The sequence below is a fragment of the Paenibacillus sp. sg306046 genome, from assembly GCF_059821225.1.
Window position 1 is genome coordinate 17,054 of record NZ_JCAMRT010000023.1, and the last position, 25,302, is coordinate 42,355.

The window sequence follows — 25,302 nt, forward strand, 5'->3', positions numbered from 1 at the left end:
AGAGTAAAATGATTGGGTTGACGGCGGGAGCTGTGGTTCTGCTTGTGCTGGCTGCAGCTAGCGTTTTACTAGGTGCGCAAACATTTGGGTTAGGCGATTTGTGGGTGAGCTACAGACATTTCGACGGCTCAAACGAGCATTTGATTCTTAGAACGACGCGGGTGCCGCGGGTGCTGGTGGCTGCTGCCGTAGGCGCCTGCCTCGCGGTAGCGGGCGCCGTCATGCAAGTGTTGACCCGAAATCCGCTGGCGTCCCCTTCCATATTCGGCATTAATGCCGGAGCTTCCTTATTTATCGTGATTGGGCTGATCCTGTACGGCTCGGCGCTTACGATGAATTCGATGATTTGGATCGCGTTTGCCGGCGCGCTGTTCGTTGCGATTTGCGTCTACGCCATGGCGATGCGGGGCAGTTGGTTCGAGCCAGTCAAGCTGACGCTGGCTGGCGCGGCAATGGGGGCTTTTGCCTCGTCGATCACGTCCGGATTGATTCTGATTAACAAGCAGTCGCTGGATACGGCCTTGTTCTGGATGATCGGCTCCGTGTCAGGGCGGAAGTTGGACCATTTGCTGTCCGTAGCTCCTTACATGGCGATTGGCGTAGGCCTCGCGCTGCTTCTATCCGGCTCCTTCAACATTATGATGTTAGGCGAGGAAAGTGCCCGGAGCTTGGGGCAGCGGGTGACGCTCGTGCGGCTCCTATCATCGCTCGCTGTCGTGCTGCTCGCCGGGAGCTCGGTGTCGGCAGCCGGTCCAATCGCGTTCATCGGACTGATCGTTCCGCATCTGTGCCGGGCGCTGATCGGCCAGGATCACCGTTGGCTGCTGCCTTGCTGCGCAATTAACGGAGCTGTGCTGCTTGTAGCGGCTGATCTTGCTGCACGGTTCGTCCTTATGCCAAAGGAAGTTCCTGTCGGGATCGCCACAGCGATGCTGGGCGTACCCTTTCTGATTCATGCGGCAAGGAGGAGGGAGCATGGCTAAATCGCGCTCGGGAAGATCAGCTTTGATCATCATCAGTTTACTTCTCGGGATGATCGTGCTTTCGATGTTCTGTCTCTCCGTCGGCAGTGTAAGCATTCCGCTGAAGGATGTCCTCCGTTCGTTGACCGGACAAGACCTGGGCAGCTCAGACCTTATTCTCCTGCAATTCCGTCTGCCGCGAATTGCAGCCGCGATCCTGATCGGGGCGGCGCTGGCCGTATCAGGCGCTCTGCTGCAGGGAGTGATTCGGAATCCGCTCGCTTCACCCGATATTTTAGGCGTCACTGGAGGCGCATCGGCAGCGGCTGTTGCTTTCATGACATTGTTCGCCGGCTACAGCGTCCATTGGATTCCTGTTGTGGCGGTGTTGGGGGCGCTGCTTGCAGTCCTGATCAATTATACCCTTGCCTGGAAGCGAGGGGTATCGACCTACAGGCTGGTGTTGATCGGCCTTGGCCTTTCGACCGCGTTGGGGGCGCTCACCATGTTTCTGCTCATTAGCGGTCCGGCTTACCTGGCGGCTCAGGTGTTGAACTGGATGACGGGCGGCGTCTACGGGATAAGCTGGAAGTACGTGCAGGTCATCTTTCCTTGGATTGCCGTCTTTATTCCCTTGTCCTTGCTGTATGCAAAGGAACTGACGATTCAGACACTAGGCGATGCGACGGCTGCAGGGCTCGGCAGTCGGCTCCAGATTACCCGAGTCATGGTGCTGCTCTACAGCGTAGCACTCGCCGGTGCGGCTGTCGGGGTAGCCGGGATGATTTCATTCCTCGGTCTCATGGCTCCACATATCGCTCGCAGGCTCGTCGGCAATGCGTATTCGCTCGTGATCCCCGTTGCGGCTTTGATCGGCGCGATTTTGCTTCTGCTGGCTGATTTGGCCGGACGTATGCTGTTCATGCCGCTTGACATACCGGCGGGAGTATTCACGGCGGGTATTGGCGCCCCGTTTTTCTTGTACTTATTATTCAAACGCAAGCCGATTCATTGACAACAGGCAGACATTGGTCGCCAGGCGTTAGCTGCCCGGCGGCTTTTTCGCGTTCTGGGTTTCCCGTGTCTAATGGTGAGCCTAACTATTTTTGTAGGAAATAGGTTCCAGCTGCGCACCACCGAGAGAAATTTGCAACGGCCCCTCTACTTTTGAAGGTGTATCCTTTATACTATGAAGAAGATTATCGCTCCTGCCAGTAAATGCATGCCGACTAATGATGCAACGTAAGAGGAGGGCTTGAGCTGAGGAAAAACGGTTTGATTTGGTGGCTATGTATCCTGATTGCAGCGAGCGTGACGCTGGCCGGCTGCTGGCAGAAGCCTGAGCCGCTTGCGATTGGGCTCGTCCCTTCCAATAATCCGCAGACGATGATGACAAATTTCGAGCCGATCCGCGTTTACCTGGAAAAGAAGCTGGGTCGCCAGGTTGAGGTAATGGTGCCGGCTGATTACGTCGGGCTTGTCGAAGCGATGAAAAGCAAGCAGGTTGATATCGGCTGGTTTGGCGCTTTTTCCTATATCGCGGCCGAACGTGAAATTCCGCTGGAGCCGCTTGTGATCCAGAAGCGAGCAGGGCTCGGCATCGCTTACCATGCCTTGATCGTTACTCGTCACGATTCCGGCATTCAGACGCTTGAGCAGCTGCAGGACCGCGCCTTTGCTTTTGTTGACCAAGGCTCGACGTCGGGTTTTGTGATGCCGTTTGCGTTATTCAAGAGCAGAAACCTGGATTACAGCCGCTACCTGGGGAGCGTTTCATTTGCAGGCTCGCATGATGCGGTGCTGACGGCTGTCATCAACAAACAAGCGGATGCAGGCGCGGTGGAGGATATTACGTTCAAGCGATGGGTGGAGGAGGGCAAGCTCAAGCCGGAGGACGTGCGGACGATTTGGCAGTCGACGGAAATTCCGGGCTCGCCGTTTATTGCGCGGGCTGATTTGGCGGCTGAGACGAAGCAGTCGTTTGTGTCGGCGATGACAGCTCTGCACGAGCAGGAGCCGCAAGCGATGAAAGCCTTTGATGCTAAAGTGGAGCAATATGTACCGGTTGAAAGCCGATTGTACAACGAAATCCGCAACATTGCGAACATTCTTGGAGAGGCATTCATTGTCGAGAATTTTTTGAAAGGAAAATAGACGTGAAGCGCTTTAACTGGAAGAAGTCAGAAGCTATCAAACTGAATAGTATCAAAGTGCGGACAACGGGCTTTATGCTCATGATTGCCCTGGTCTTAATATCTGCCTTTGGTTTTTTTTCGTACCAGCATACCAGGCACAGTCTGGAGCAGCGGTTTGAGAAGGAGTCGGAGCTGCTGCTGCAGCACACCGTGCTTGATTTCAAGCATGTGATTGTACATACGAACAGTTTTATGAGTCAACTGGTGTTGACCGATGAGGTTCGTAATGCCGCTGTCATGGCCATGCCAGGCAGCTTGCCGCTTCAACTGCTGCAGACGGCGCTGCCGGATAGTAAATCCGTCAAGCTTGGTATGGAAAACGGAACGCTGCTGAGCGGGTCCGCCGACCGGCTGCCTTCCAGCTACGATCCGCGCAATTTCGGCTGGTACCTGGATGCGAAGCAGCGCCCTGGCGAGGTGGTATGGACGGAGCCTTATCTCGATTACGATGACCAGACCATTATTGTGACAGCGGCACGCGCGGTGTTCGACCCTACAGGGAAGCTTGGCGGGGTTGCCGCTGTCGATTATGAGCTGTCTGCGCTCAGCGGTTCGCTTAGCCAAATGACGGTCGGCGCCGACGGGCTGGTGCTTCTGATGAATGCATCAGGCACCCTTATTGCGAATACGGGCAACCAGTGGATTGGCGAGCAAATGTTCAAGGACGATTTTCCGCGTATCGCGGCGGCGGCCCAACGGGAGCAAACGGAAGTTACGATGCGAGGCAAGCGTTATTTATTGAAGGCCGCTGCCCTGAAGGAAAGCGGGATGCTGATTGCGACCGCGATCAGCCGGCAGGAGATCCGGTCCGCCTTATGGACGGCGCAGCGTCCTGTTTTCGTGACAGGATTTTTATGTCTGGCCGCCTTTGGCGTTATCGCCTATGTACTTGCGCTGCGGGCCATTGCTCCGATCCAGCGGCTGATCGGGCTGATGAAATCGGCCGAATTCGGCGACTACGATGTGCAGGCCAAGATTGGTAGCTATGAAGAAATAAGAAGCTTGGCGAGAGGCTTCAACACGATGATTGACGGCATCAAAAAACGGGACGAAGAGCTGCATCAGTCCAATCAGCGTATTTATCGACTGGCTTATTATGATTCCTTGACCGGACTATGCAATCGTCGCAATTTGATGGAAAGCCTGGATCGAACAATGGCTGACAAGCTTTATGCTAAGATCGGACTCATCTATATTGACCTGGATAACTTCAAATGGATCAATGATACACTCGGCCATGCGGCCGGTGATCAGGTGCTGGTCGAGGTAAGCCGGCGTCTGGAGCTGGTTCCGTTTCCCAAGAAACAGGCAGGACGCATCGGAGGAGATGAGTTTGTTATGATCGTCTATGAGCCTGAGACAGCGGAAGCGGTTGAACAGGTGTTGCGCTCTATCCTTATCGCATTGGAACAGCCGATTGAGATCGGCGCGGAGTCCTATGTCATCTCAGCCAGCTTGGGCGCAGCCTTGTATCCCGACCATGGAAGCTCGCTGGAGCAGCTGCTGCAGAAAGCTGATATGGCGATGTATCGGGCCAAAACCGGCGGGAAAAATCAATTTAGTTTATGGGCAGAACGCGGCAGGTGACCTTCGATGATGTCGAAGGTCCTTTTTTTGCTGATCACCTTGTCATTAGCTTGGGTAAGCTATACATTTTCGGAAGACAGGATTATGCGTGAGATTGAAGACAAGATGGGCAGCCGTCTGCAGGCGACGATCCACGAAATTCAATACAAGCTGGCGGCCATGTCCGGATTCCGCAAACGATTGCCCGGGTGGTAGAAGCACGCGGTACCGCGCTCAGTCCTGACGATTACAAGGAAATGCTGCCCCATATTCCCCAGCTGAATGCAGATACGTTAGGTGTTGGGGTGTGGTTTGAGCCTGAGCGTTATAAAGCGGGACAACCGTTTTTTGGTCCGTATGCGTATAAGGACGGGGACAAGGTGTTGTATACGGAGGATTATATGAAGCCGGAATATAATTATCCGCAGTGGCCCTGGTACACTAATGGCGTCAATTCAAAGGAGCCGGCCATTTATACGGACCCTTATTATGATGAGACGTTGAAGACGACGATGATTACGGCAACAGTGCCTATGTATGATGCAAGCCGACAGTTTCTCGGGGTTACGACCGGAGACATCAGCTTGAACAGCATGCAAGCGATGATCAGCGAAATTCGGGTCGGGGACAGCGGCTGGGCGTTTCTGCTGGACAACACCGGCAAGCTGATCGCGGACCGCGATGCCGCCAAGGTGATGAAGGAGGAGCTGCCCGGCGCGGCCAATCCTTCGTTTGCTGCGCTGGCTTGCGCTATGATGGAAAATCAGATTGCAGGCTCCCTTCAGCCGTCTAAGGGTATATTTGAACAGGAAGGCGAACCCGTCCAGGTCTTTTATTCGCGAATTCCGGAAACCGGCTGGAGCTTCGCCTTGGCGATACCGGAGCGGGAGCTATACGCGCCGTTGCAGTCTTTGCTGCAGCGCATGCTTGTGATGATTGTGATTGCCGTACTGGTAACGATCGAGGCGGCCCGGGCGGGGGAAGCAGGCAGAGGCTTCTCGGTTGTGGCAGGAGAGGTTCGTAAGCTGGCGGAGCAATCGTCGGCTGCAGCCGGGAAGATCGGGGGCATTATCGAGGAGATTATGGGCATTGTTGACCAGACGGCCGACCGTATGGAGGAAGGGAGAGAAGCGGTAGCAGTCGGCATGCAGAAAGCGGGCCAGACGGGCGAATCGTTCGAACGAATCCGGAACGGGGTAAGCGAGGTCACGAATCAAGCGGAGGACGTGTCGGCCGCCGTAGAGCAAATTTCGTCCTGCATGGCAACGATGGTACAGGCTATGGAAGACATTTTCGAGCTGACGCGCGGCACGGCCGATCATTCCGGTTATGTCGCGGCGGCTGCGCAGCAGCAAACGGCGGCCATCGGGCAGGTTGCTTCCTCGGCCTCCTCTATATCCGGGCAGGCCGAGGAATTGAAGCTGCTGCTACAGCGATTCCGATACGAGTAAATGCCATGAGGCTGTCGAAGCAAGGCATTCGTGCTCTACGATAAGGTAAATGAGTTTCGTATGTAGACATGCCTCAGCATGAAAGCTGCTCAGATGATCAGACAGGTGAAACGAACGTCACCGATCCTGAAGACGCGAGATGGAACGCGACTTGAAACGCGACAATCGAGACTTGCGGCGCACGGAGCGGCTGGTCACGCCGGGGAGCGAGCGGGTTCCGGTGACACGAGCGAAGGGACGGCAAGGCTTGACCGGGCTTTGATCCACTTGCGCGGCTTCAGACGTCCCATTCCTATGTTTCCAATTTTGATAGGATTCTGCCGAGATGCCTAACTGGAAAACGATACGTTCACAATCTGCCATGTGCTTCAAGGGAGTTCCTCCTATTTCCATAATCAGTACTCTATAAAAAAACCTCTATCGAGGCCATTCAAGGATAATCGACCGCGTTCTTAAAATAAACGCCACCTTCCCCAGGGAAAGGTGGCTCGGTTGCACTACTAGCTCCGTCGAATCCAAGTGCCCACATACAGATTCGAGTTCATTGCTCTACCTGAGTACCAGTATAGCAGATTTATTTGGCTAATTCTGTTTATTTTCACACGAAGTTAGCTATTCGACAAAACCTCTTATAATTAGATGTCATTTTCCAATTTTCATTTTGGGGCAAGGCGTATAAGCTGACGAAGCTTGGACCATGCTAGTCAAGTCTGATTAGCTTCTTCATGATCGGGGTAAGACATGGTGACGATGTTTTGTGGAGGATGCCAAGTATGAATCATTTCGCCAGCTACGATGAAGCTTTTGAATACTTGAAATTTATGCAGTCTGCCCGCGAGCAGTCGGAGCAAGCCCGGCAGCTCGACGATCCGGCTGACGAGCATCCTCCGGCTTCTCGTCCAGGTTTGTTAGCTTCGTCCAGACTAACGGATATCTGCAGCCCGATGTAGGTTGCTCCAAGATCCGCGTTGCGGCGGCAGCTTTTCAGACATACCAATTCCCCGGCTGTGGGGACAGTCGGGGCGTTGGCCTTAAATCGGTTACAGCCGGCTTTGCACAAGCGAGCATTCAGCCGGCAAGCTTTACGAGCACCTAACGTTTGCCTGCAAATTGTCCGGAGAGCTGCTGCTCGGCAATTTGCACCAGTCTGCGCGTAATATGACCGCCGATGGCTCCCGTATCGCGGGTAGCCATGTAACCATAGTAGCCATCCTGAGGGATTTGGATGCCAAGCTCTTGCGCCACCTCGTATTTCAATTGTGCTAATGCCGAGGCCGCTTGCTGCACGACCAGTTGGTTGCTGGAACGACTTTGACCTGTAGCCATATCTAAAATCCCTCCTGGGTTTATCTTCATTGACTTGAATTCGCCAATGTAGGGATATGTTCCCCGGCAGGGTGCAATTCTATGCAAGCTGTTTCAACATTTTGTGATGAAATAGTCGGCCCCCTCATATACTTAACCAGATGATGAGGGAAGGAGAGAAGCCTCATGCCTTCGATTATTTTGGCTCCGATCAAAATTACGGGCAATGACGGGGAGCTTGTGTTCGGCGACGTGCTGCAAATTACGCCCAAAAGCACCTCAAAATCGGCCTCTGGAGCGGGCGGCGGCAACACCGGGGATTTCAGCGCAACCTTTACGCTGCTGAGCTTTACGAATACACTTGATCCCGATATTGCGGACAGCAATAATACAGCCAATAATTAACGGTGTCAACGCGCGGCTCTGCGGAAAAGCACACGTTACCGGATCTGACGATGCGGGCGTGTGCTTTTTGCTGCGGCTTGCGACAAGCGGCAGGGGTTAGAACTGGATATCCACTTCATAGAAGGGCTGGGACGCTGCTTGCTTGCGCAGGCTGACCTGCAAAATACCGCCGCGGTACAACGCCTTGCAGCTCGTTGCGCTCACAAGGCTGGGCAGGCGAATCGTCTGGTTTTGCTCGTGCGCAAGGCCTTCCAGTCGGAGTGTGCTTACATTGGCGAGCAAGCGGATTTTGCGGGCCTGTGCCTTGTCGGGAATATGCACCTTGACAATGACATTTTTGTGGGTGTCGAACACCTCGGCATGATAATGATGCTTCAGGCTTTGAACCTGAGCTTGCGGCATCGCCTGCTTCATGACTTGCTTGATATAGCCGTCAACCCACGACAAATCCCCCGGAATATCCGAGGCGGGCGTGAAGGGCATTTTGCCGCCGAAAAATTGCTCAAACTGCTTCCAGTTCATATCGAAATAAGGATTAGGGGAAGAGGACGGAGGCTTGTTGGCTTCGCTCATTTTAATCACTCCTTTGCCATTACTATATGAACGGATCATGGGCGGCATGAATAATAGGAGCGGGAAAACATACTTTGCGGCTCGGCGTCATATATTGAAACAAATCCATGAGAGTAGGGTGTTGCTTCATGCCGGCGATCGTGGGCTTCATCAAAATTAACAACGTCAGTGCGGCCTCGATCGTTCATATCGGGGATTCCGTGCAGATGGCGCCGCAGTCGGTGGCAAAAACGTTTGCGGGTGCAGGGTCGTTTAATACGGGAGACAATTTGCGGGTCTATAACTATGTAAGCACAACCAATACGTATGACAATGATGTGCTGGACTCCAACATTGCATTGACGAATTAAGGCAGGTGTTCACGGGATGGCGACTTGGACGATTCATCAAAGTATTGTGATCCATCAGCTGAAAATTGGCGGGGTCAACAATTCATCGGTGCTGCAGATCGGTACGGCCGGCGCGATCCGGTCCCTGTCCAATTTATACAATACCGGCGGCTTTACCGGGCCTGCGCCTGAGCTGGGTTTTGCCGGCGCCGGGGGGGAGCCTTCGCCTTTGCCGCTGGTGCCGCTGCCGGTTCCATCCACCAGCTAAATGCCAAACGGAGGAATATGCCATGTGCCCGAATTCGCAATTCGAGACCTATTTCCTGCAGCTCCAGACGTATCTGAAATGGCAAACGGAGCGGATTCGTCAGCTGGAGAGCAGACTTGACCGGATGGAGAAGGAATTGGAGCTGGTCAAAGGTCAGGATCGTATCCATATTGATAAAATTGAATACAACTTTGATCAGCTAAAGGTGGAGACATTGGAGGGGACGTTAAACGTAGGCATATCCCCCTCCGGCATGAACGGACAAAACATTGATGAGCTGGCCGTTGGCGGCAAAACGATTTCCACGAACACGTCCAGATCAGAAGCGTTCGAGCGTATTCAGCGGCAGGTCAATGACTATCTCACGAAGCAGCTCCCAAGTGAGCTGGCCCAGGTGAAAAGCCAGTATCAGCTGACGGAGGCTGACGGCTTCGATCAGAAAATCGTGCTTGATCTGCAAGCGCAAGCTCCCCAGCGCATCGACTATTATATGCAGGCGACAGTCGGATCGCCGCCACGCTCGATTCCGCCGGAGCAAGAGCAGATTATTGCCGCTAAAGTCATCAATGATATGCGAGCAGGCCTGGATCAGCTTGGGCTGAAGCTGCAGCAGCAAGGAGGAGAGATGGATGCGTCAGAACAGCCCGGAGACGATTTACCTGCAGGTGGAAAATAAAGTGCTTAGCGTCGGGGACATCAGCCTGGACGGTGTGGCGAGCGCCTCGTTGTTTCTGATCGGCGATGCGGATACGATTACGTTGTCCTCCGTATTTGACACACCCCCGGAATCGTTGATTATCGGGCCAGCGAAATTGATCACGGAAGAGGAAGCCTAGATGATCACGGACCGGGAACGAACCAGTCGTGTTCAGGCGATGACGGTGTACAGCATCGGTTATGCCTCCGCTTTGTTTATCGGCGATCTGGACGTGTTCGAGCCGGACAGCGTCGCACTGGCCATTCAACGCGAAATCAGCCGATTTTCCGGATCGGAAGGCGAGCTTTCCGCGTACCCGATCTTTACCGTTGCGATCCCTCAGCTCCAGCCGTTGCTGCATACGGAGCTGACGGTTCGTAATACGATTCCGGACATCCAGGTCGGTACGATTCGACTGCTCGCGGTTTCTTCGTCATCCTCCCTGCATGTAGGCCGCTTGCATCGCACTACGGCTCAATCTCGCGTCAAAAATATTCGTGAGAAGCTGACTGCGCCTTAGGCAGCGGCCTTGCATCTATACACATGGAGAAGAGCCATGCTGGTGCTGGCTCTTTTTTGCGCAGTCTGCAAGGCTGGCATTCTATGTTATACTAGACAGGAGATAGACGCCTGCTCAGGTCGCCGGGATTGCGGGAGCAGGCTCGAAGACATGAGGGAGTGAGTAATGTGGCACGCAAGCGCTTGGAGCATGTCGGCATCATGGTGCGGCAGCTGGAAACGTCGATTGAATTTTATGAGCAGGTTGTCGGGCTGACGTGCAAGGATGTGGTCGGCCATACCAACGGAGTCATACGATTGGCTTTCTTGGGCTTCGGTCAGCAGGGAGAAACGGAGCTTGAGCTGATCGAGGGTTACCAGGATGACTTGCCCCAGGAGGGCAAGGTGCATCATGTAGCCTTTACGGTGGACGATATTGAGGAGGAACTGGCTCGTATTCGCGGCTTCGCGCATGTCCGGCTCATTGACGAAGCGATCACCACGCTGCCGAATGGCTCGCGGTATTTCTTCTTCCATGGTCCGGACGGCGAGTGGATCGAATTTTTCCAGTCCACAAGGTAGGTGCTTATGAAGCAGGGAGCAACTAACCGAACCTTCAACGAGCCGCCCGCCAAAATCAATTGTCTCGTATGCAAGCATTATTATGTCACCTGGGAGCCGAATTTTCCGCGGGGCTGCCGTTCCTATGGATTTAAAACGAGGGAAATGCCCTCAGCGCTGGTGCTGCGCTCATCCGGGCAGCCCTGCTTAACCTTTGAGAAGAAATGACGACGGGTAGTCCGAATGTTGGGTACAGGCTGCAAGCAGTGCCAAACCAGCTCGACAGGGGGGAACCGACTATGCTGTTCAGCCAAGCGCAAAAGAAACTGCTGCTGGAGCTGCTGAGGCAAGAGCGACGCCGGCTTTTTTCCAGGCATAAAGGAAAGCTGCTGGATCAGACGATCGAGGATCTGGCACAAATGGTTCGTAATGAAGAAGTCAATGCCGTTGAATTAAAAAACAATGTCGTCCCATGGTCTGCGCGGAAAAAGCGGTAAAGCTCCACTGGAGATTGGAGCCCGACAGGGAAGCTGTGCTGCCGGAGTCGGTCGGGTATCCTTAACTGAAATTAGCGCTCGGCCTTGGCCGGGTGTTCTTCCGTTTGCCGCCGTCCGTCCACGCGTAATTCAATCAGAGCAGCCAGCTTGTCCGCTGCAGGACAAAGCCCGGCACAATAACGGACATTGGCGAACACATGGAACCCTGTCTTGAAAACGACGTGTCCCGTATGTGAGCGCAGCGGATGAAGCTGTCGGCACCCAATACAGTAAAACATACGAAGCCCTCCTTAGTCGCTTGCTGTGCTACTATCACAATATGGTTGTTCGCGTAGGAATATGTCAGGTTTCGCAGGATTGGAATGGAACAGGAACCGTTTGGACACAGCTTTATGTAGGAGGAAGAAAATGTCTGATCAAGCAGGGCGATATACAGAAAAATGGGCGCAGTGGAGGGAGACGCTAGGCGAACTCCCTGATGCGGGTGCAGAGGCGCTGGTGACAGAGCTGCTGCAGGAGATCGAACGTCTTGCAGGTGAAAACAAGAGATTGAAGACAGCGCTGCTTCAAGCAACGACGGCCCGCAAGCCGGCGATGTCCACCAAGCTGAGCGAAGCGCTGCGGGAATAAACAACGGAGAGCCGATGAAGGCTCTCCGTTTCGTTTTGTCATACAAATGTAATCATTTCGCCAGCAGCATTCGACAAATTACTTAGCCCGCCCATGTTATACTAAGGACACGCTTAGGAAACCTGAGCGAACCTTGGGAGGGATTAACATGGGAGAAGAAGAAAACGTAGTATTGTCTAACGAAGAAGCGGTAGAAGAAGTCGTTGCTGAAGAGGCTGAGCAATCAGAAGCGGAAGAATTGGAAGCGGTTTCTGAAGAGTCCTCCGGCGAAGAAGAAGCAGCTGAGCAGGAAGTGGCAGCTAGCGAGGAAGCAGCAGAGGAAGAAGAGTCAGCCTCCGAAGAAACAGAATAAAGGCTCCCAATTTTCTTCTCCTGCAGGATCAAAAGGAATACCCGTAAATACTAAAACAAGACCTGTACATGCAGATGTGCAGGTCTTTTTACTGTTATAGGCGTGTTATGGCTATTCCACGGTTGTACAGGTGGACCCTTATCATAAATGACGGCTAAATTTTCCGTACCGGAGGAGCGGAGAGGCGTTATAATGAGAATATTTAACGGCGTCAGGAACAACGCGGTTTATCATTAAAATGCCAATGGAGGTTTATATGAAATACAAGATTAGTGAATTAGCTTCCCTTCTAAACGTTTCAACGAATACCATTCGAAGATATGAAACGATGGGTTATATAACTTCAAAAAGAGCTGAAAACAGCAATTACCGCTATTACAGTGAAGAAGACCTGTCCACGTTTATGAACGTAAGATTATTGCGAAAGTATGGTTTTACCCATACAGAAATCGGAACGATGAAGAGCAGTGATATGGCCGGCTTAATCACTGTATACGAGAAGCGATTGAAGAAGTTTGACGAGCAAATCAGCTCTTTAACAAGTTTAAGACATCGGCTCAAAGATGATTTGGTTCTAATGAAGAAAGCCAATGATAGTAAACCAGTATGTTACCTAAGAGACTGCGTTGCTCTTTCCTATGTTCTTTATCAAAGCGGGGACAAGCTGTTAACGGAACCCGAACGCATCATGGCCATTCAGGATTATTTATATTTGTCACCGGAAGTACAGCGAATGTATTTGTTCAGAAAAGAAGATATAGAAAACGACCGGGTCCTGCTCAATGTGGGTTGGGCGATTAAAACGGCCCATGTGGACAGATATCATATAAACGAAAATGCATATACGGAACGCTACGAAAAACGTAAATCCCTGATTCATGTGGCTAAGCTCCCGGTACATGCAGGAAAAAACATAAAAGAAGACTTACTGAAAGAACCCTTTAAGTATATGCAAGAGCATAACTTAACATTGAACGGGGACATTATTGGAATTGTAATTGCCAATGTGACAGAGGACCACGAGGAAATGCAGCATATTTTAGTCGGTATTCCCATAGCAGAATTGTAAACGCTTTATTGACTATGACACTGTGTCAACCTTCATAATAACATACGTGCAGGAGCGCAAAATGAATTGAAGGAGGAACAGACACAGGCGAAAGAAAGCAAAAAGAGCACCATCAGAAGAACCTTCAATTGAGAGGAGTGTAAACATGCAAATTAAATTAAAGAAAGCGATTAGCGAATTACTGATCGTTGCTATGCTTTTCACCCTGGCATTCAACCATATTGCACTTGCCGGTGATCCAACTGACAGCCGAAAAATTGACGTATGGGATTTTGGAGGAATCCAAACTTCAGGAGATTTATACAGCAACAAAATTACACCGGAGCTTCTTGACAGCAAGCCTACAATTAAATCCGGTGCATTTGTAACCACGGCATTTGGAGATTTAACGATAGCTAACCCGGTTACAAGCGATCGGTCTTATTATTATAAGGCAGATGGTACGACGATAGGTGACAATTCCTCCGGTTTCTGGGGAAGTCAAAAGTATAGCTATGATGACGGATATCAATCAAACGGAGTCTATTACGCAAATGGTACAGGGGGCCCCGCGAGAAGGTTTTTGACTCTTGATCATGTTGTTGCCGGAGATACAATTACGGTGTATGGTGGAACAAGCAGTGGAAATGAAACGATTCACTTGGTTCACGCGGCAGTCCGTGTAGACGATACAAAAGTAACCGTAACACCGGACCCTTCAGAAGCTCAGGATAGCTCAGCCCCGTTTACTGCAACCGCACAAAAGGTTAATTTGATTGCCCAATATTCGGGGTCTTACCAGATTTATGTGACGGCCGGTGCAGGCGGAAAGCCTTATTTTCAAAGAGTCGTGAGAACTCCTGGGGTTAAGGTAAGCGGTACTGTGAGTGTAAACGGCAGTGATATTTCGGCAGGTAATGCCATTAACTTTACCAATCAGACAACAGGTGATACAACAACTGTGCAGGTGAATGCTGACCACACCTTTGATGCAGTTCTTGCCGCTGGTTATCATTATATTGCGACGCTTAAGGATGTAACCAGCTACAGATTTTCCGATGAAACAAAGCTGATCAGCACGTCAGCTTCTGACATTTCGCTGGGGAAAAATGTGAGGCTGGACGTTATAGCTAACCAACTTGCCACAATAAGCGGCAAGCTTAAGGGCTTTGACAGTAATTATGATGTAAGTAAATTACAAATAAAGATGAATCCTCCAGATGGCAGTCTGGCCTCAAAGGTTCCAGTTAAAGTTAATACCCAGGCTATGACATTTACAGCCGATGTTCAGGATGGCGTATCGTATACCGCCGTGTTGTCTGGCGTAAACGATTATGAAATTGTCGATGGCGGTAGTGTGCATATAAGCGCCGACACCGTTCAGGATCTTACAGTTGGGAAAAAAGCATTATATACTGCAACAGGTATATTTGAGGGATTATTATCAACAGCTCAAATTTCAAGTCTTACATTTACCAATGTTGAGGATGGATATCAGTATACCGGGACAGGTTTAAACGGAGGATATACGGTGAAACTCAGGAATGGCGCGTACAGCGTTTCAGCAGCTAGTTCCGAAAATTATAGCACAAGCTCTCACGTAGTTATTAACGGGCAGGATGTCACAAAGGATATTTTGTTTGTTGACAACAAGGCTCCGGAGCCGCTGGCCTGGGTTCCAGATTTATACGTTGGCGACAGCTCAAAGGAGCATAACTACCGTACAGTTAAAGACGCTCTTGCTGCAGCAGCCCGAATGAACCCGGCAGATGAAGCTCAACGAATTACAATCCATATTGCGCCGGGTGTATACCGGGCCCAGCTTACCATTAAAACGCCATACATTACCCTGGTAAATTCGAATCCGAATCCAACCGGTGACCCAAGTACGCAGGTTAAGCTTACCTGGTATTATGGGATCGGATACAAATATTACAGTGCCGGAGTTGACGGCTTCTATGATGCGGAGCGTGCATTTGATAAGTATGCCAAAAATATCGTCAGTAAATGGGGCGGCACCGTTTATCTGACCAGCACGGCAACACACTTTAAGGCTAAAAACATCGTATTTGAAAACTCCTTCAACAAATATATGACAGATGAGGAATTGGCAGATGGTGTGGAACTGTCGCCGACTGAAAGCGGAACTACGATAAATGTAGAAAGAAAGTCTTTTACAGATGTGACTTCAAAAGCGGCTACGGAAAGAGCGGCAGCTATCATCATCGAAGGAAACTATGCCGAGTTTTTAAACTGTAGTTTTCTTGGAAGCCAGGATACACTTTACACCGGCGGAAGCGGTACGAATAGCAGCTACTTTAAAAATGCGTTTATTGAAGGCAACACAGACTATATATTTGGTGACGGAAATGTAGTATTTGATCATGCTACCTTGAATTTCGCCGGTTATAGTAATCAGGCTGTAGGCGGCTATATAACAGCAGCGAAGGATACAGCAGCCCATGGATATTTATTCAGAAACAGCACAGTAACCGCGCTCGGTAAAAATATGCATTCACCGGGCTTCTTCGGAAGACCTTGGGGAGCAGGAGCAAAAGTAACCTTTTTAAATACGAAGCTTCAGAACAGTTCCGTCATCGAGCCTAGCGGTTGGAGCGATATGTCCGGCAACAGGCCTGAAAATGCGAATTTTGCCGAATACAACACAACTTACAATGGTGCAGCAGTCGATACATCCCAACGAAAAGTACCTGCTTTAACTGATGCTGCTGCAATAAAGGCTGCCAATTTTTTTGGAGGGTGGACACCATCGTATTATACTCCTGACAGGGATACGCCTCCAGCATTCAAGACAGTTCCATTCTTCACAACGGATGACGATCTTAATATACCTTACACAGGAAACACCATTAGCTTGGGTTATGAATTTGATCATCCGAACGATAATCTGAACGACAGCTCGTTGATCCAGTGGTACAAGGTAAGCCCGGATGGAACGGAGACGTTGGTCCATGCAACAACAGCCTATATTTCAAAAACCTACAAAATTACAAATGCCGATGCCGGCTACTATATGAAGGCTGTTGTTACACCTGAAACGGTTCAAGGCTTAATGGGTACACCGAAGTCAATTCAGCTCGACAACCTGGTTAAGGTTGGCTCATCCGGCGGCGGCGGAAATGAGATTCCGGATGGACAGCGGGTAAATATTTATGTAGCGGGCGATTCAACGGTCAAGACGTACGGCCCGACAACAGATACAGGTGGCTGGGGAGAATATTTACAGAGCTTTTTCAATTCGGATAAGGTGAACATTGTTAACTATGCCAACGGAGGCAGAAGCTCAAGAAGCTTTATCAATGAAGGAAGTCTTGATAAAATTGCCTCTACCATTAAAACGGGCGACTATTTGTTGATTCAGTTTGGACATAATGATTCAGCAAATCAACAAGGTTATTTGTTGGAAAGATTTGTTTCCATGGGGGAACCGGATGCAAATGGAATTTATCCTTCAAATCCAGGTGCTAAAGAAGCGACTCCGTCTACTCTTCCGGCACAGTACGGCCAACTGTATTACCCGTATACCAGCGGTACCTTCAAGTGGTATCTGCAGCAGTATATTGATGTAGCAAGAAATGCAGGGGCAACGCCTATTTTAGTTACGCCTGTTGCCAGACAATATTTTAACCCGGATGGAACAATAAGAACGCATCATGATGCCAAGGATACGACAACGGGGACGGTTACAACCTCCAATGACGCTTATGTAAGAGCAGTTGAACAGTTAGGTAAGGAGCAGGGTGTTAAAGTAATTGAACTGTTTGAGGCAACAAAAGCTTCCTTTGAAAAAGCATATCAGCATGACCCGGCGGCCAGTAATGGAAGCTCTTCTTTCGCAAAAGCAATTATGGTTCCTGCAGATTCAACGCACAATAATAAAATTGGAGGTTTGTATAACGGCGGTTTAATGGCCAAGGAAGTAAAAGGTCTTGAATATAACATCTCTAGCTACGTTATTCCACCTGTAAGAGTAGGCGGTGTAGACGGCAAGAGCCACGTACAATTTGAAGTGGACTCACGCAGTCAAGTAAGTGTATATGCCGCAGATGCAAGCGGTGTTTATACAAGTCGGCTGGATCGTTATTGGACGGATGAGACGCAGGCGCTTATTGACAGCCTTTCTGCTGCAACGGAACAGCCTGTAATCACTTCAGTCGTACAACCCGCAGCTCGAACCGTAACGCAAGGCGGCACAGCTGCACTTCCGCAAACGGTCAAAGCGGTATACAGTGATGGAAGTGAAAAGGAGATCGAAGTAGTCTGGGATGCGGTCGACACTACAACAGTCGGAACCGTAGAAGTTCACGGAACCGTAGAGGGCTTTGCTGCAGGAGTTACAATGAAGGTGACAATAACCGCAAAAACGGCGCCTGCTTCAACCATTTGGATTGTTGGGGATTCGACCGTAAGCTCTTTCACGGATAATTACTATTATCCAAGGTATGGCTGGGGCACTCAGCTTGGAAACTATCTCGATGGCTCATTCAACCTGCAAAATCTGGCCTTGTCGGGAAGAAGCTCAAAAAGCTATATCGTTGAGCCGCAGTATCAGACATTGCTGAGCGGAATGAAAAGCGGAGATTATTTGCTTGTAGGGTTCGGACATAATGATGAGAAGGCGGAAGCGGAAAGATATACCAATCCGAATGGAACCTATCGGGACCCAGGTTCATTTGCTCATTCCTTGTATGAAAATTATATTAAACCGGCGCAAGCTGCAGGAGTTCAAGTCATTCTTTCCACTCCTGTCGTTAGAAGAACGGATTCAGGCGTATGGAGCAATTCCCAGCTTCATCTTACAGCCACTTCCGGAGGTTTTGCAGGCGGGGATTATCCACAAGCCGTCCGAGATTTGGGAACAGCACTTCAGGTGCCGGTAGTTGATATGACGTCTTTAACAAAAGCTCTTTATGATCAGCTTGGTTCGGCAGAAACACTGTATCTGCATGCCTGGACCTCATCAAAGCCGACCAGTGTCGACAATACGCATACCAATATCTGGGGCGGAAAGTATAATGCCTATCTTGTAGCAAAAGCAATTAAACAATTAGGCGTTAGCGGACTCGCAGAGCATGTGATTGATGCTGCAGCGCCGACAAAAGCCAATACGTTAGCTTCAAATCCTGATTACACAGAAGTGCCACATGCGGGTGAATTGCCGCAAAGCGCTTTATGGGCCGACCATGGGATTTGGAAGGGGACTGTATTCGGTGATCTTGGCGGTGCTCCAAGCACTGCAAATCAAACGCTCGAAACAGACAGCAATGGAAACATGCATATTGCAGTAGCAAATAATAAAGGGAAAATAGCCAGTGGCGCGGATGGATTGGCCATGTACTATTATAAAGTTCCTGCAAACAGCTCATTTACGTTAACAGCGAAAGCGAAGATTAATGGCTTTAGTTTGAATGATCAAGTATCCTTTGGCTTGATGGCCAGGGATGAAGTGCTTATTGATTCTTATATCAACACTACGATGGGCGATTATGTTGCAGCAGCTCCTTTAAAGCTTACCAAAGCAGCGACAGGAGGCTACTGGAACAGCTTCGCCAGAAAGAGTGGAGTACTTACCCAAGGGGGAACGGCTGTAAACCCGCTTGCGGCGGGAGATACGGTTGATCTTCGCCTTGAAGGCAATTCGGACGGCTACGCGGCTAAATTTGGTAATGAAGCAGCGATTACGGGAGGATTTGATTTTAAGCTCACAAGTATTGATCCGGATTACGTTTATGTAGGCATGTTTGTAGCAAGAAATGCAGATGTTACCTTCAGCGACATCAAGCTAGTCGTTGACGGTGTTGAAGTGACAACCGGGGGTACTCCAAATCCGGACCCGACAGACCCAACTTCACCGGCCGACCCCGATTCGACTAAGGATCGAGAATTGCGCAAATATGCGCTTGAAGGCTATGCGGCTGCCAGAGGGGTTACGGGAGGCGGATTGCTTCAGGAAACGTCTAACCGGTATTCCAAAGTGTCCACGGCTGAGCAATTCTTAAAGGCGCTCGCAGACGCGAAGTCGAGTGGAAAAGCGAGTGTCATCGAGCTTACGGATGATCTTGCTTTGGGCTCTAAAGAGATTGGCGATGCAATGACGAAGTATAGCAGTATCATCAAGCCGGCCACTAATCAGCCGTTATTGCACCCGACGCTGCTCCAAACCGGTGTGTCTACACTGCAGCTTTTCGGAATGAGCAATTTGACGATTTTCTCTAAAAATGGCGCGAAGCTGACCCATGTCACGATGGATATCCGCAATTCGAGCAATATCATCATTCGAAATCTGGTGTTCGATGAGCTTTGGGAGTGGGATGAAGCAACCCGTGGCGATTACGACCGGAATGACTGGGATTATATCACCATTCAAGAAGGAAGCACTGGCATTTGGATTGATCACAATACCTTCTATAAGGCTTATGACGGAATCGTTGATGTAAAAAAGGCGGGAAGCGCTGCTACTTCGGATGTCACCATTTCGTGGAGCAAATTTTTGCCGGGAAGTGAAGGCTCCTTCTTTGATGAGATGATGGCGCTTCTGGAGGCCAACCCGGAGCAGTATTCGTACTACCAAGAGCTGATGACCACACATGGCATGAGTAAGGAACAGCTCCGCCAGTACTCGGCTGCTCAAAAGAAGACGCACTTGATCGGAGCTTCGGATTCCGAAGAAAACACATCGAATTTGCGAATCACACTTGCCAACAACTACTATAAAAATTCGATGGACCGGATGCCAAGGGTTCGTAAAGGTTATGCTCACGTTTACAACACCATGATGGATGCGACGGAGCTGTACAACCTTAAACATGCGTTAACCGATGAAGATGCAGCGTTGAAAGTAGTAAGCAACGGCGCGATTTCCACACAAGGCGCTTCGGTTCTGGTGGAGAACTCCAGCATCAGCGGCATTATCAAACCGTTGTTGAGCGGAAATGGTTCAAGTCCTGCGGGATATATCGGGGCCTTGAATTCCGTATACGAGTTGGGCGGCACCGAAACCGAATTAACGGTAACCGATAGTACCTATGCGGGACTTGTTTTAAATGTAAATGGGTTTAAGACTGCACTACCGTACAGCTATAACGTGTATGATGCCAGGTCATTAGCCTCCTCGGTATTGCCTTACGCAGGAGCGGGCGCGATTTCCATGTCGTCGGTGCAGTGGCAAAAAGCGGTTTATAACAATCTTGCTGTGGAGGATAAAGACGTGCAGGCTCCAGTGTGGGTGTCAGGCCGTCTGACCGCTTCCCAGGTAGCGCAAACCGGATTGACCTTGACCTGGTCCGGCGCAACCGACAACGTTGGGGTGACCGGCTACAACATCTACACCGTAACCGGTGCGACATACACAGAGCTTGCTTCTGTAGGCAACGTGACCGAGTACCGTGTAACCGGCTTGAAGGCAGATACGGGCTATACCTTCAAGGTTCAAGCTGTTGATGCTGCCGGAAACCTGAGTGTGGACGGACCTAGCGTGGCGGTCAAGACGGACCGCGACAACCGGGACGACAGTTCGGGCGGAGGCTCTGCCGGTTCTGCTTCGGGCAGCAGCGGCGAAGCCAATGGCAGTATTGGCGAAGTGGTGAAGGAAGAAGTGAAGGACGGCGTGGTTACTGCGGTGATTGATGCAGCCAAGGTATCCGACCTGCTGGCACAGGCCGCAGCTGATGAAAAAGTATTCAAAGTCGTAGTCAAAGCAGCCGGCCAAGTGGTGAAAGCCGAATTTACAGCCGATGTATTGCAGGCCTTGTCCGGCAAAACCGGCGAAGCCATCTTGCAGATCGAATCTGAAAACGGCACGTACAACCTGCCTGCGAATCTGATCAATGTCCCGGCATTCGCTGCGCAAATGGGTGTCTCGGAAAAAGACATCAAGATCAGTGTGAAGATGGAGAAGGTGCAAGGGGATGCGGCTGAAGGGGTAAATAACGCGGCGTCCAGGCTGGGAGCAAAAATTCTCACAGCGCCGATCGAATTCAGCCTTACGATCGAAGCAAGCAACGGCATGAAACAAGAAATCAGCCAATTCAGCACCTATGTCGGCCGTTCATTCACGCTGCCTAACGCTGTTAATCCTCAGACGGCTGCAGGGGTGCTGTACAACCCTGATACGCAAGACTATACACCGGTACCGACGGTGTTCAATGGCAATGAAGCCACGCTTCTGCGTCAAGGCAACAGCATCTACACCGTTATCGACAATCCGAAGACTTTCGCCGATCTTGCTGGTCACTGGGCGAAAACCGATGTCGAGACGCTAGCCAGCAAATTGATTGTCAACGGCGTATCGGCCTCGCAGTTTGCGCCGAATCAACAAATTACCCGCGCGGAATTTGCGGCACTGCTGGTTCGGGCATTGGGTCTGGATGAAGTGAAGGCGTCCGGATTCAGCGATGTGGCTGTCGCCGACTGGTTCTCTGGAGCCGTGGGAGCGGCTCAGAAAGCAAATCTGATCAGCGGATTTGAGGATGGCAGCTTCCAGCCGAACGCTAACATCACCCGCGAGCAGATGGTGACGATGATCGTCCGGGCGCTGAAGCTTGGCGGCAAAGAGATTCAAGCGAATGCGCAATCGCTGGAGAAATTTGCAGATCATGCAGGTATCTCAAGCTGGTCTAAGGATGCTGCGGCTCAAGCCTTGGCTGCGGGAATCATCCAAGGCACCTCCGATTCGACATTCGCAGCACAAGACCATGCAACACGCGCACAAGCTGCAGTCATGCTGAAGCGCACGCTGCAAACCTTGAAGTTTATGAACTGAATTGAACGAGAATAAGAAGGAACGTCCGCTCCCAGGGGACTGACGTCCTCACGTCAGACAAATTAAACCACCTTCAAAGGAGTCCTGCTACATCATAAGATGTAGGGACAACTTTGGAGGTGGTTTTATGTTGGCGGCAGTGTTAGATGCCTTTTTAGATCAATTTTTGCATATTGTTACAGGCTTGTAGGGGGAGGAGCTAAAGAACTTGGGGGAATGATTTTCTAACGTGTATGTGAAAAGACAACGAAAGCAGTTTATCTCGAAAGGTGGATACTGGATCGTCTACACTAAGTTGGACAGAAAAAAATAAGGGCTTGTAGAATAAACCTATCATGCTAAGGAGCGGATCTCTACAATGCCTAAAAAGCAAAGACGCACGTTTACAACCGAATTCAAAAAGCAGATGGTGCAGCTCTATAAAAATGGCAAGACCAGAGCAGCGATTGTGGAGGAATATGACCTCACAGCTTCTGCTTTAGACCGCTGGATCAGCCAAGCTCAGACAACGGGCTCCTTCAAGGAGAAGGACAATCGCTCGTCAGAAGAAGAGGAGCTGATTGCTTTACGAAAAGAGAATCAGCGTCTGAAGATGGAGATGGATAGTTTAAAGCAAGCCGCGCTGATCATGGGACGAAAGTAGCTATCATCCAAAAAAAACGTGATAATACTCGGTATCAGCAATGTGCTTTCGTCCTGCAAATCTCGAGAAGTACATTTTATTACGAAGGCCAAGAACGAGCCGCTGAAGATGAAGTCACGGAAGCTATTATGGATATCTTTTCAAGAATCGAAAAGCCTACGGCACACGCAAGATTAAAGCGAAGCTTCACGAGCGCGGATTCATCGTCTCTAGACGCCGCATTAGCCGCATCATGAAAGAGAAAGGGCTCGTTTCCACTTACACGGTGGCACAATATAAGCCCCAGAAATCGTCCTGTAACGAAGCGACGACGGCCAATGTTCTGAAGAGAGAGTTTGATCAAACGGAAGCTAAACGCTTCGTCGTCAGTGATTTGACGTATGTGAAAGTCCAGAACCGATGGCATTACATTTGTGTGCTGGTGGCTCTGTTTAATCGAGAAATCATTGACCAGAGTGCAGGTCCGAACAAGGACGCTGCTCTATTTACTCGTGCCTTCGCGACCGTTAAGAGTGATCTACAACAGATTCAGTGGTTTCATACCGACTGTGGTAGCGAGTTCAAAAATCAGAAGATGGACGAGCTCCTGGAGACGTTTGAAATCGGTCGATCACTAAGTATGAAAAGCTGTCCGTACGACAACGCTGTGGCTGAAGCTACCTATAAGATTATGAAAACAGAGTTTGTGAAGCAGATGACCTTCCAGAGCCTTCATCAGCTAGAATTAGAATTATTTGATTACGTCAATTTCGTGAATCATTGTATCAGAATTACTCAATCTCTCAGCAGTGACGGAAAAGGGTTGTTGCCTTATACAAAAACAAGAGCTGGCACCCGATCCATTAATTTGCCGGAAGAAACGATTAATCGCTTAGCCAAACATAAACGAATTATTGATAAAGAAAAAAGGGAAGCAGAGCCAGGAGTGGTTTGTACAGTAAATGGGACACCAACGAACAAGAGCAATATACGTCGTGTATTTAGCCGGAGTTAAGAAAATCAAATTCCATTCCATGAGACATACTCGCTACCTTACTTCTACTTCAAGGTGACAATCCCAAGATTGTTTCCGAACGGCTGGGCCATGCTACAGTAAGACTGGCTCTCGATACTTATAGTTATTTGCTTTCCAGCATGCAGAAGGAAACAGCGAGTAATTTCGGTAAGCTGCTATTCGGTAGATGAGGTATGTTTGTCCATAACGATGTGGTATAATTAATTATCAAAGTAAAGGTTGTGATTCTATGGAAAACAATCAATTGAATCGGATGGAAGAAATGCTCGGAACTTTAATTAAGCTGGTAGGAGAAATGAACGGCCGCGTAAGATCATTAGAAGAAAAATCAGAAAGCGTGGAAAGAAACATTCAACAGATCAAAGAAAACTTCAAAGAACTGATTGAAGGCCAAGAAAGGCAAGATCGTATCTTGGAAATGCTCTCCATCAAATCGATTGAAACGGACTCTTATATTCGCGATTTTAAAAGAAAATTATAAAGAAGCTCACTCAGCATTAGGAGTAAGCTTCTTTATTGGATGCGTATGAGCAGAAAATGACCTTTTATATGCTGAAAAAGCAATCTTGACCAATTCTTGACCACGGGACTGAACGCAGCTTGTATTTGAGCTGAAAGAAACCTCTAAAAAAAGAAAAACCCTTGATTCCTCAAGGTTTTTTCTGTATGACCTGTAGTGGGCTCGAACCACTGACCCCCACCCTGTCAAGATGGTGCTCTCCCAGCTGAGCTAACAAGTCAAGATAAGTATTAATGTATTTCATATAATAACAAGAAAGCTATACCTTGTCAATACATTACAATCATTTTGTCGTTGTTCTGTGATAATGTCATTCCATAACTGTTCTGAGATAATGTCCCTATGGGACAGGAGACAATCAAATTGACTAGCGCAGAGAGGGGCAGCGAAAATTGCTCATCGGAATAGGATAGAAAGCCCGGATGACTCAGTCACAAAGGTAATCATGTTTTTCCTATATATTCATCCATTTTCTTCAAATGGAAGACTCCCCTCCAAGTAGTCGGTTTATTTATTAAACCTGTCTACTTAAAGGGAAGCATATCACAGTGTGAGCGGTCCTTGTTAGTATGCTTTAGGAATGGTGACCGTGAAGCCCCCCCAATGTGGGTGCTCATAATCCATGTGATTTCCATGTTCATCGTAGTGCCCCGGCTCTGCCGCACTCACCCCAAAAACCCTCCAGCCAACGTAACCAGAAAAACAACGAGCACAATGATGCTGCTGATCCGGCTCATCCATATAAATGCGTCGCTGGGCTCCGATTCTCCCTTGACCATCCAGCCATATCGGAGATACCAGCCAAACTTGGGAAATATAATATTTAAAACCGCGATTGCCATAAAGGCAAAATAAAAGAAAAGCATGGTCATCAGCTCCTTCATTTATCATACGGTTCCGTATCGTGTTATGTTTCAATAAAGAAATATTCGCAATGAACGGCTTGCAGTGCGCCGTAGGTTTCATGCTGCCCGGTATGCTATAATAGCTCCAGAACTTATATGG

General features: G+C 49.7%; 23 protein-coding genes, 1 tRNA gene, 1 pseudogene and 1 riboswitch. Of the genes and pseudogenes, 20 read left to right on the forward strand and 5 right to left on the reverse strand.

Annotation, left to right across the window (positions count from 1 at the left end; translation table 11 throughout):
* The first annotated feature begins 8 nt into the window (after positions 1-8).
* From AC6ROY_RS20455 to AC6ROY_RS20480, 6 genes are all read left to right on the forward strand, one after another.
* Positions 9-983 carry a FecCD family ABC transporter permease gene (locus AC6ROY_RS20455; protein WP_500102453.1) on the forward strand — a complete coding sequence of 325 codons (975 nt, stop codon included), beginning with the start codon at positions 9-11 and terminating at the stop codon, positions 981-983.
* The gene (locus AC6ROY_RS20460) at positions 976-1,977 is read left to right on the forward strand and encodes a FecCD family ABC transporter permease (RefSeq protein WP_500102454.1); all 1,002 of its coding nucleotides are present in this window, start codon (positions 976-978) and stop codon (positions 1,975-1,977) included. The genes AC6ROY_RS20455 and AC6ROY_RS20460 overlap by 8 nt, the downstream gene beginning before the upstream one ends.
* Positions 1,978-2,237: 260 nt before the next feature.
* Positions 2,238-3,116 (forward strand): phosphate/phosphite/phosphonate ABC transporter substrate-binding protein, encoded by an 879-nt coding sequence (locus tag AC6ROY_RS20465; protein ID WP_500102455.1) that lies wholly within the window; start codon positions 2,238-2,240, stop codon positions 3,114-3,116.
* An 80-nt stretch (positions 3,117-3,196) separates the two neighbouring features.
* Positions 3,197-4,744: a bifunctional diguanylate cyclase/phosphodiesterase gene (locus AC6ROY_RS20470; RefSeq protein WP_500102456.1), complete on the forward strand. Its 1,548-nt coding sequence runs from the start codon at positions 3,197-3,199 to the stop codon at positions 4,742-4,744.
* 188 nt (positions 4,745-4,932) lie between these two features.
* Entirely contained in the window at positions 4,933-6,174 is a 1,242-nt protein-coding gene (locus tag AC6ROY_RS20475) for a methyl-accepting chemotaxis protein (protein ID WP_500102457.1), read from the forward strand.
* Between the two features lie 480 nt (positions 6,175-6,654).
* Positions 6,655-6,730: riboswitch (cyclic di-GMP riboswitch) on the reverse strand.
* A 217-nt stretch (positions 6,731-6,947) separates the two neighbouring features.
* Entirely contained in the window at positions 6,948-7,124 is a 177-nt protein-coding gene (locus tag AC6ROY_RS20480; RefSeq protein ID WP_500102458.1) for a hypothetical protein, read from the forward strand.
* 142 nt (positions 7,125-7,266) lie between these two features.
* Here AC6ROY_RS20480 and AC6ROY_RS20485 read toward each other — a convergent pair whose 3' ends face one another.
* A complete protein-coding gene (locus AC6ROY_RS20485) occupies positions 7,267-7,500 on the reverse strand; it encodes an alpha/beta-type small acid-soluble spore protein (RefSeq protein WP_500102459.1) in 234 nt (77 codons plus the stop codon).
* A gap of 165 nt (positions 7,501-7,665) precedes the next feature.
* Between AC6ROY_RS20485 and AC6ROY_RS20490 the strand changes: the two genes are divergently transcribed.
* On the forward strand, positions 7,666-7,884 hold the full coding sequence (locus tag AC6ROY_RS20490) for a spore germination protein (RefSeq protein WP_500102460.1): 219 nt from the start codon (positions 7,666-7,668) through the stop codon (positions 7,882-7,884).
* Positions 7,885-7,980: 96 nt separating this feature from the next.
* Here the strand turns inward: AC6ROY_RS20490 and AC6ROY_RS20495 are convergent, their stop codons facing one another.
* The gene (locus AC6ROY_RS20495; RefSeq protein WP_500102461.1) at positions 7,981-8,457 is read right to left on the reverse strand and encodes an Hsp20/alpha crystallin family protein; all 477 of its coding nucleotides are present in this window, start codon (positions 8,455-8,457) and stop codon (positions 7,981-7,983) included.
* Positions 8,458-8,585: 128 nt separating this feature from the next.
* On the opposite strand from AC6ROY_RS20495, the gene AC6ROY_RS20500 reads away from it, so the two are divergent.
* The 7 genes from AC6ROY_RS20500 (at position 8,586) to AC6ROY_RS20530 (ending at position 11,307) form a co-directional block, all read left to right on the forward strand.
* A complete protein-coding gene (locus AC6ROY_RS20500; RefSeq protein WP_500102462.1) occupies positions 8,586-8,807 on the forward strand; it encodes a spore germination protein in 222 nt (73 codons plus the stop codon).
* 16 nt (positions 8,808-8,823) lie between these two features.
* Entirely contained in the window at positions 8,824-9,054 is a 231-nt protein-coding gene (locus tag AC6ROY_RS20505) for a spore germination protein GerPB (protein WP_500102463.1), read from the forward strand.
* A 22-nt stretch (positions 9,055-9,076) separates the two neighbouring features.
* On the forward strand, positions 9,077-9,730 hold the full coding sequence (gene gerPC, locus AC6ROY_RS20510) for a spore germination protein GerPC (RefSeq protein WP_500102464.1): 654 nt from the start codon (positions 9,077-9,079) through the stop codon (positions 9,728-9,730).
* Positions 9,684-9,890, forward strand: coding sequence for a spore germination protein GerPD (locus tag AC6ROY_RS20515; protein ID WP_500102465.1), 207 nt, complete (start codon positions 9,684-9,686; stop codon positions 9,888-9,890). Before gerPC ends, AC6ROY_RS20515 begins: the two co-directional genes overlap by 47 nt.
* Complete coding sequence (locus tag AC6ROY_RS20520) at positions 9,891-10,271, forward strand: spore germination protein GerPE (RefSeq protein WP_500102466.1); 381 nt, start codon at positions 9,891-9,893, stop codon at positions 10,269-10,271.
* Positions 10,272-10,438: 167 nt separating this feature from the next.
* Positions 10,439-10,831, forward strand: a complete 393-nt coding sequence (locus AC6ROY_RS20525; protein ID WP_500102467.1) for a VOC family protein — start codon at positions 10,439-10,441, stop codon at positions 10,829-10,831.
* A gap of 278 nt (positions 10,832-11,109) precedes the next feature.
* Positions 11,110-11,307 (forward strand): hypothetical protein, encoded by a 198-nt coding sequence (locus AC6ROY_RS20530; protein ID WP_500102468.1) that lies wholly within the window; start codon positions 11,110-11,112, stop codon positions 11,305-11,307.
* A 71-nt stretch (positions 11,308-11,378) separates the two neighbouring features.
* Here AC6ROY_RS20530 and AC6ROY_RS20535 read toward each other — a convergent pair whose 3' ends face one another.
* The gene (locus AC6ROY_RS20535; RefSeq protein ID WP_500102469.1) at positions 11,379-11,585 is read right to left on the reverse strand and encodes a hypothetical protein; all 207 of its coding nucleotides are present in this window, start codon (positions 11,583-11,585) and stop codon (positions 11,379-11,381) included.
* A 130-nt stretch (positions 11,586-11,715) separates the two neighbouring features.
* Between AC6ROY_RS20535 and AC6ROY_RS20540 the strand changes: the two genes are divergently transcribed.
* The 6 genes and pseudogenes from AC6ROY_RS20540 to AC6ROY_RS20565 all read left to right on the forward strand — a co-directional run bounded on the left by AC6ROY_RS20540 (position 11,716) and on the right by AC6ROY_RS20565 (position 24,258).
* Entirely contained in the window at positions 11,716-11,937 is a 222-nt protein-coding gene (locus AC6ROY_RS20540; RefSeq protein ID WP_500102470.1) for a hypothetical protein, read from the forward strand.
* A 148-nt stretch (positions 11,938-12,085) separates the two neighbouring features.
* Positions 12,086-12,289 (forward strand): hypothetical protein, encoded by a 204-nt coding sequence (locus tag AC6ROY_RS20545; protein WP_500102471.1) that lies wholly within the window; start codon positions 12,086-12,088, stop codon positions 12,287-12,289.
* Between the two features lie 256 nt (positions 12,290-12,545).
* Positions 12,546-13,358: a MerR family transcriptional regulator gene (locus tag AC6ROY_RS20550; RefSeq protein WP_500102472.1), complete on the forward strand. Its 813-nt coding sequence runs from the start codon at positions 12,546-12,548 to the stop codon at positions 13,356-13,358.
* Between the two features lie 145 nt (positions 13,359-13,503).
* Positions 13,504-22,119 (forward strand): pectinesterase family protein, encoded by an 8,616-nt coding sequence (locus tag AC6ROY_RS20555; RefSeq protein WP_500102473.1) that lies wholly within the window; start codon positions 13,504-13,506, stop codon positions 22,117-22,119.
* 358 nt (positions 22,120-22,477) lie between these two features.
* Positions 22,478-23,546 (forward strand): annotated as a pseudogene (locus AC6ROY_RS20560) (transposase); the annotation flags it as partial.
* Positions 23,547-24,006: 460 nt separating this feature from the next.
* Positions 24,007-24,258 carry a hypothetical protein gene (locus AC6ROY_RS20565; RefSeq protein ID WP_500102474.1) on the forward strand — a complete coding sequence of 84 codons (252 nt, stop codon included), beginning with the start codon at positions 24,007-24,009 and terminating at the stop codon, positions 24,256-24,258.
* A gap of 186 nt (positions 24,259-24,444) precedes the next feature.
* Here the strand turns inward: AC6ROY_RS20565 and AC6ROY_RS20570 are convergent.
* Positions 24,445-24,517 (reverse strand) — tRNA-Val (locus AC6ROY_RS20570).
* A 344-nt stretch (positions 24,518-24,861) separates the two neighbouring features.
* Positions 24,862-25,263, reverse strand: coding sequence for a hypothetical protein (locus tag AC6ROY_RS20575; protein WP_500102475.1), 402 nt, complete (start codon positions 25,261-25,263; stop codon positions 24,862-24,864).
* Between the last annotated feature and the right edge of the window lie 39 nt (positions 25,264-25,302).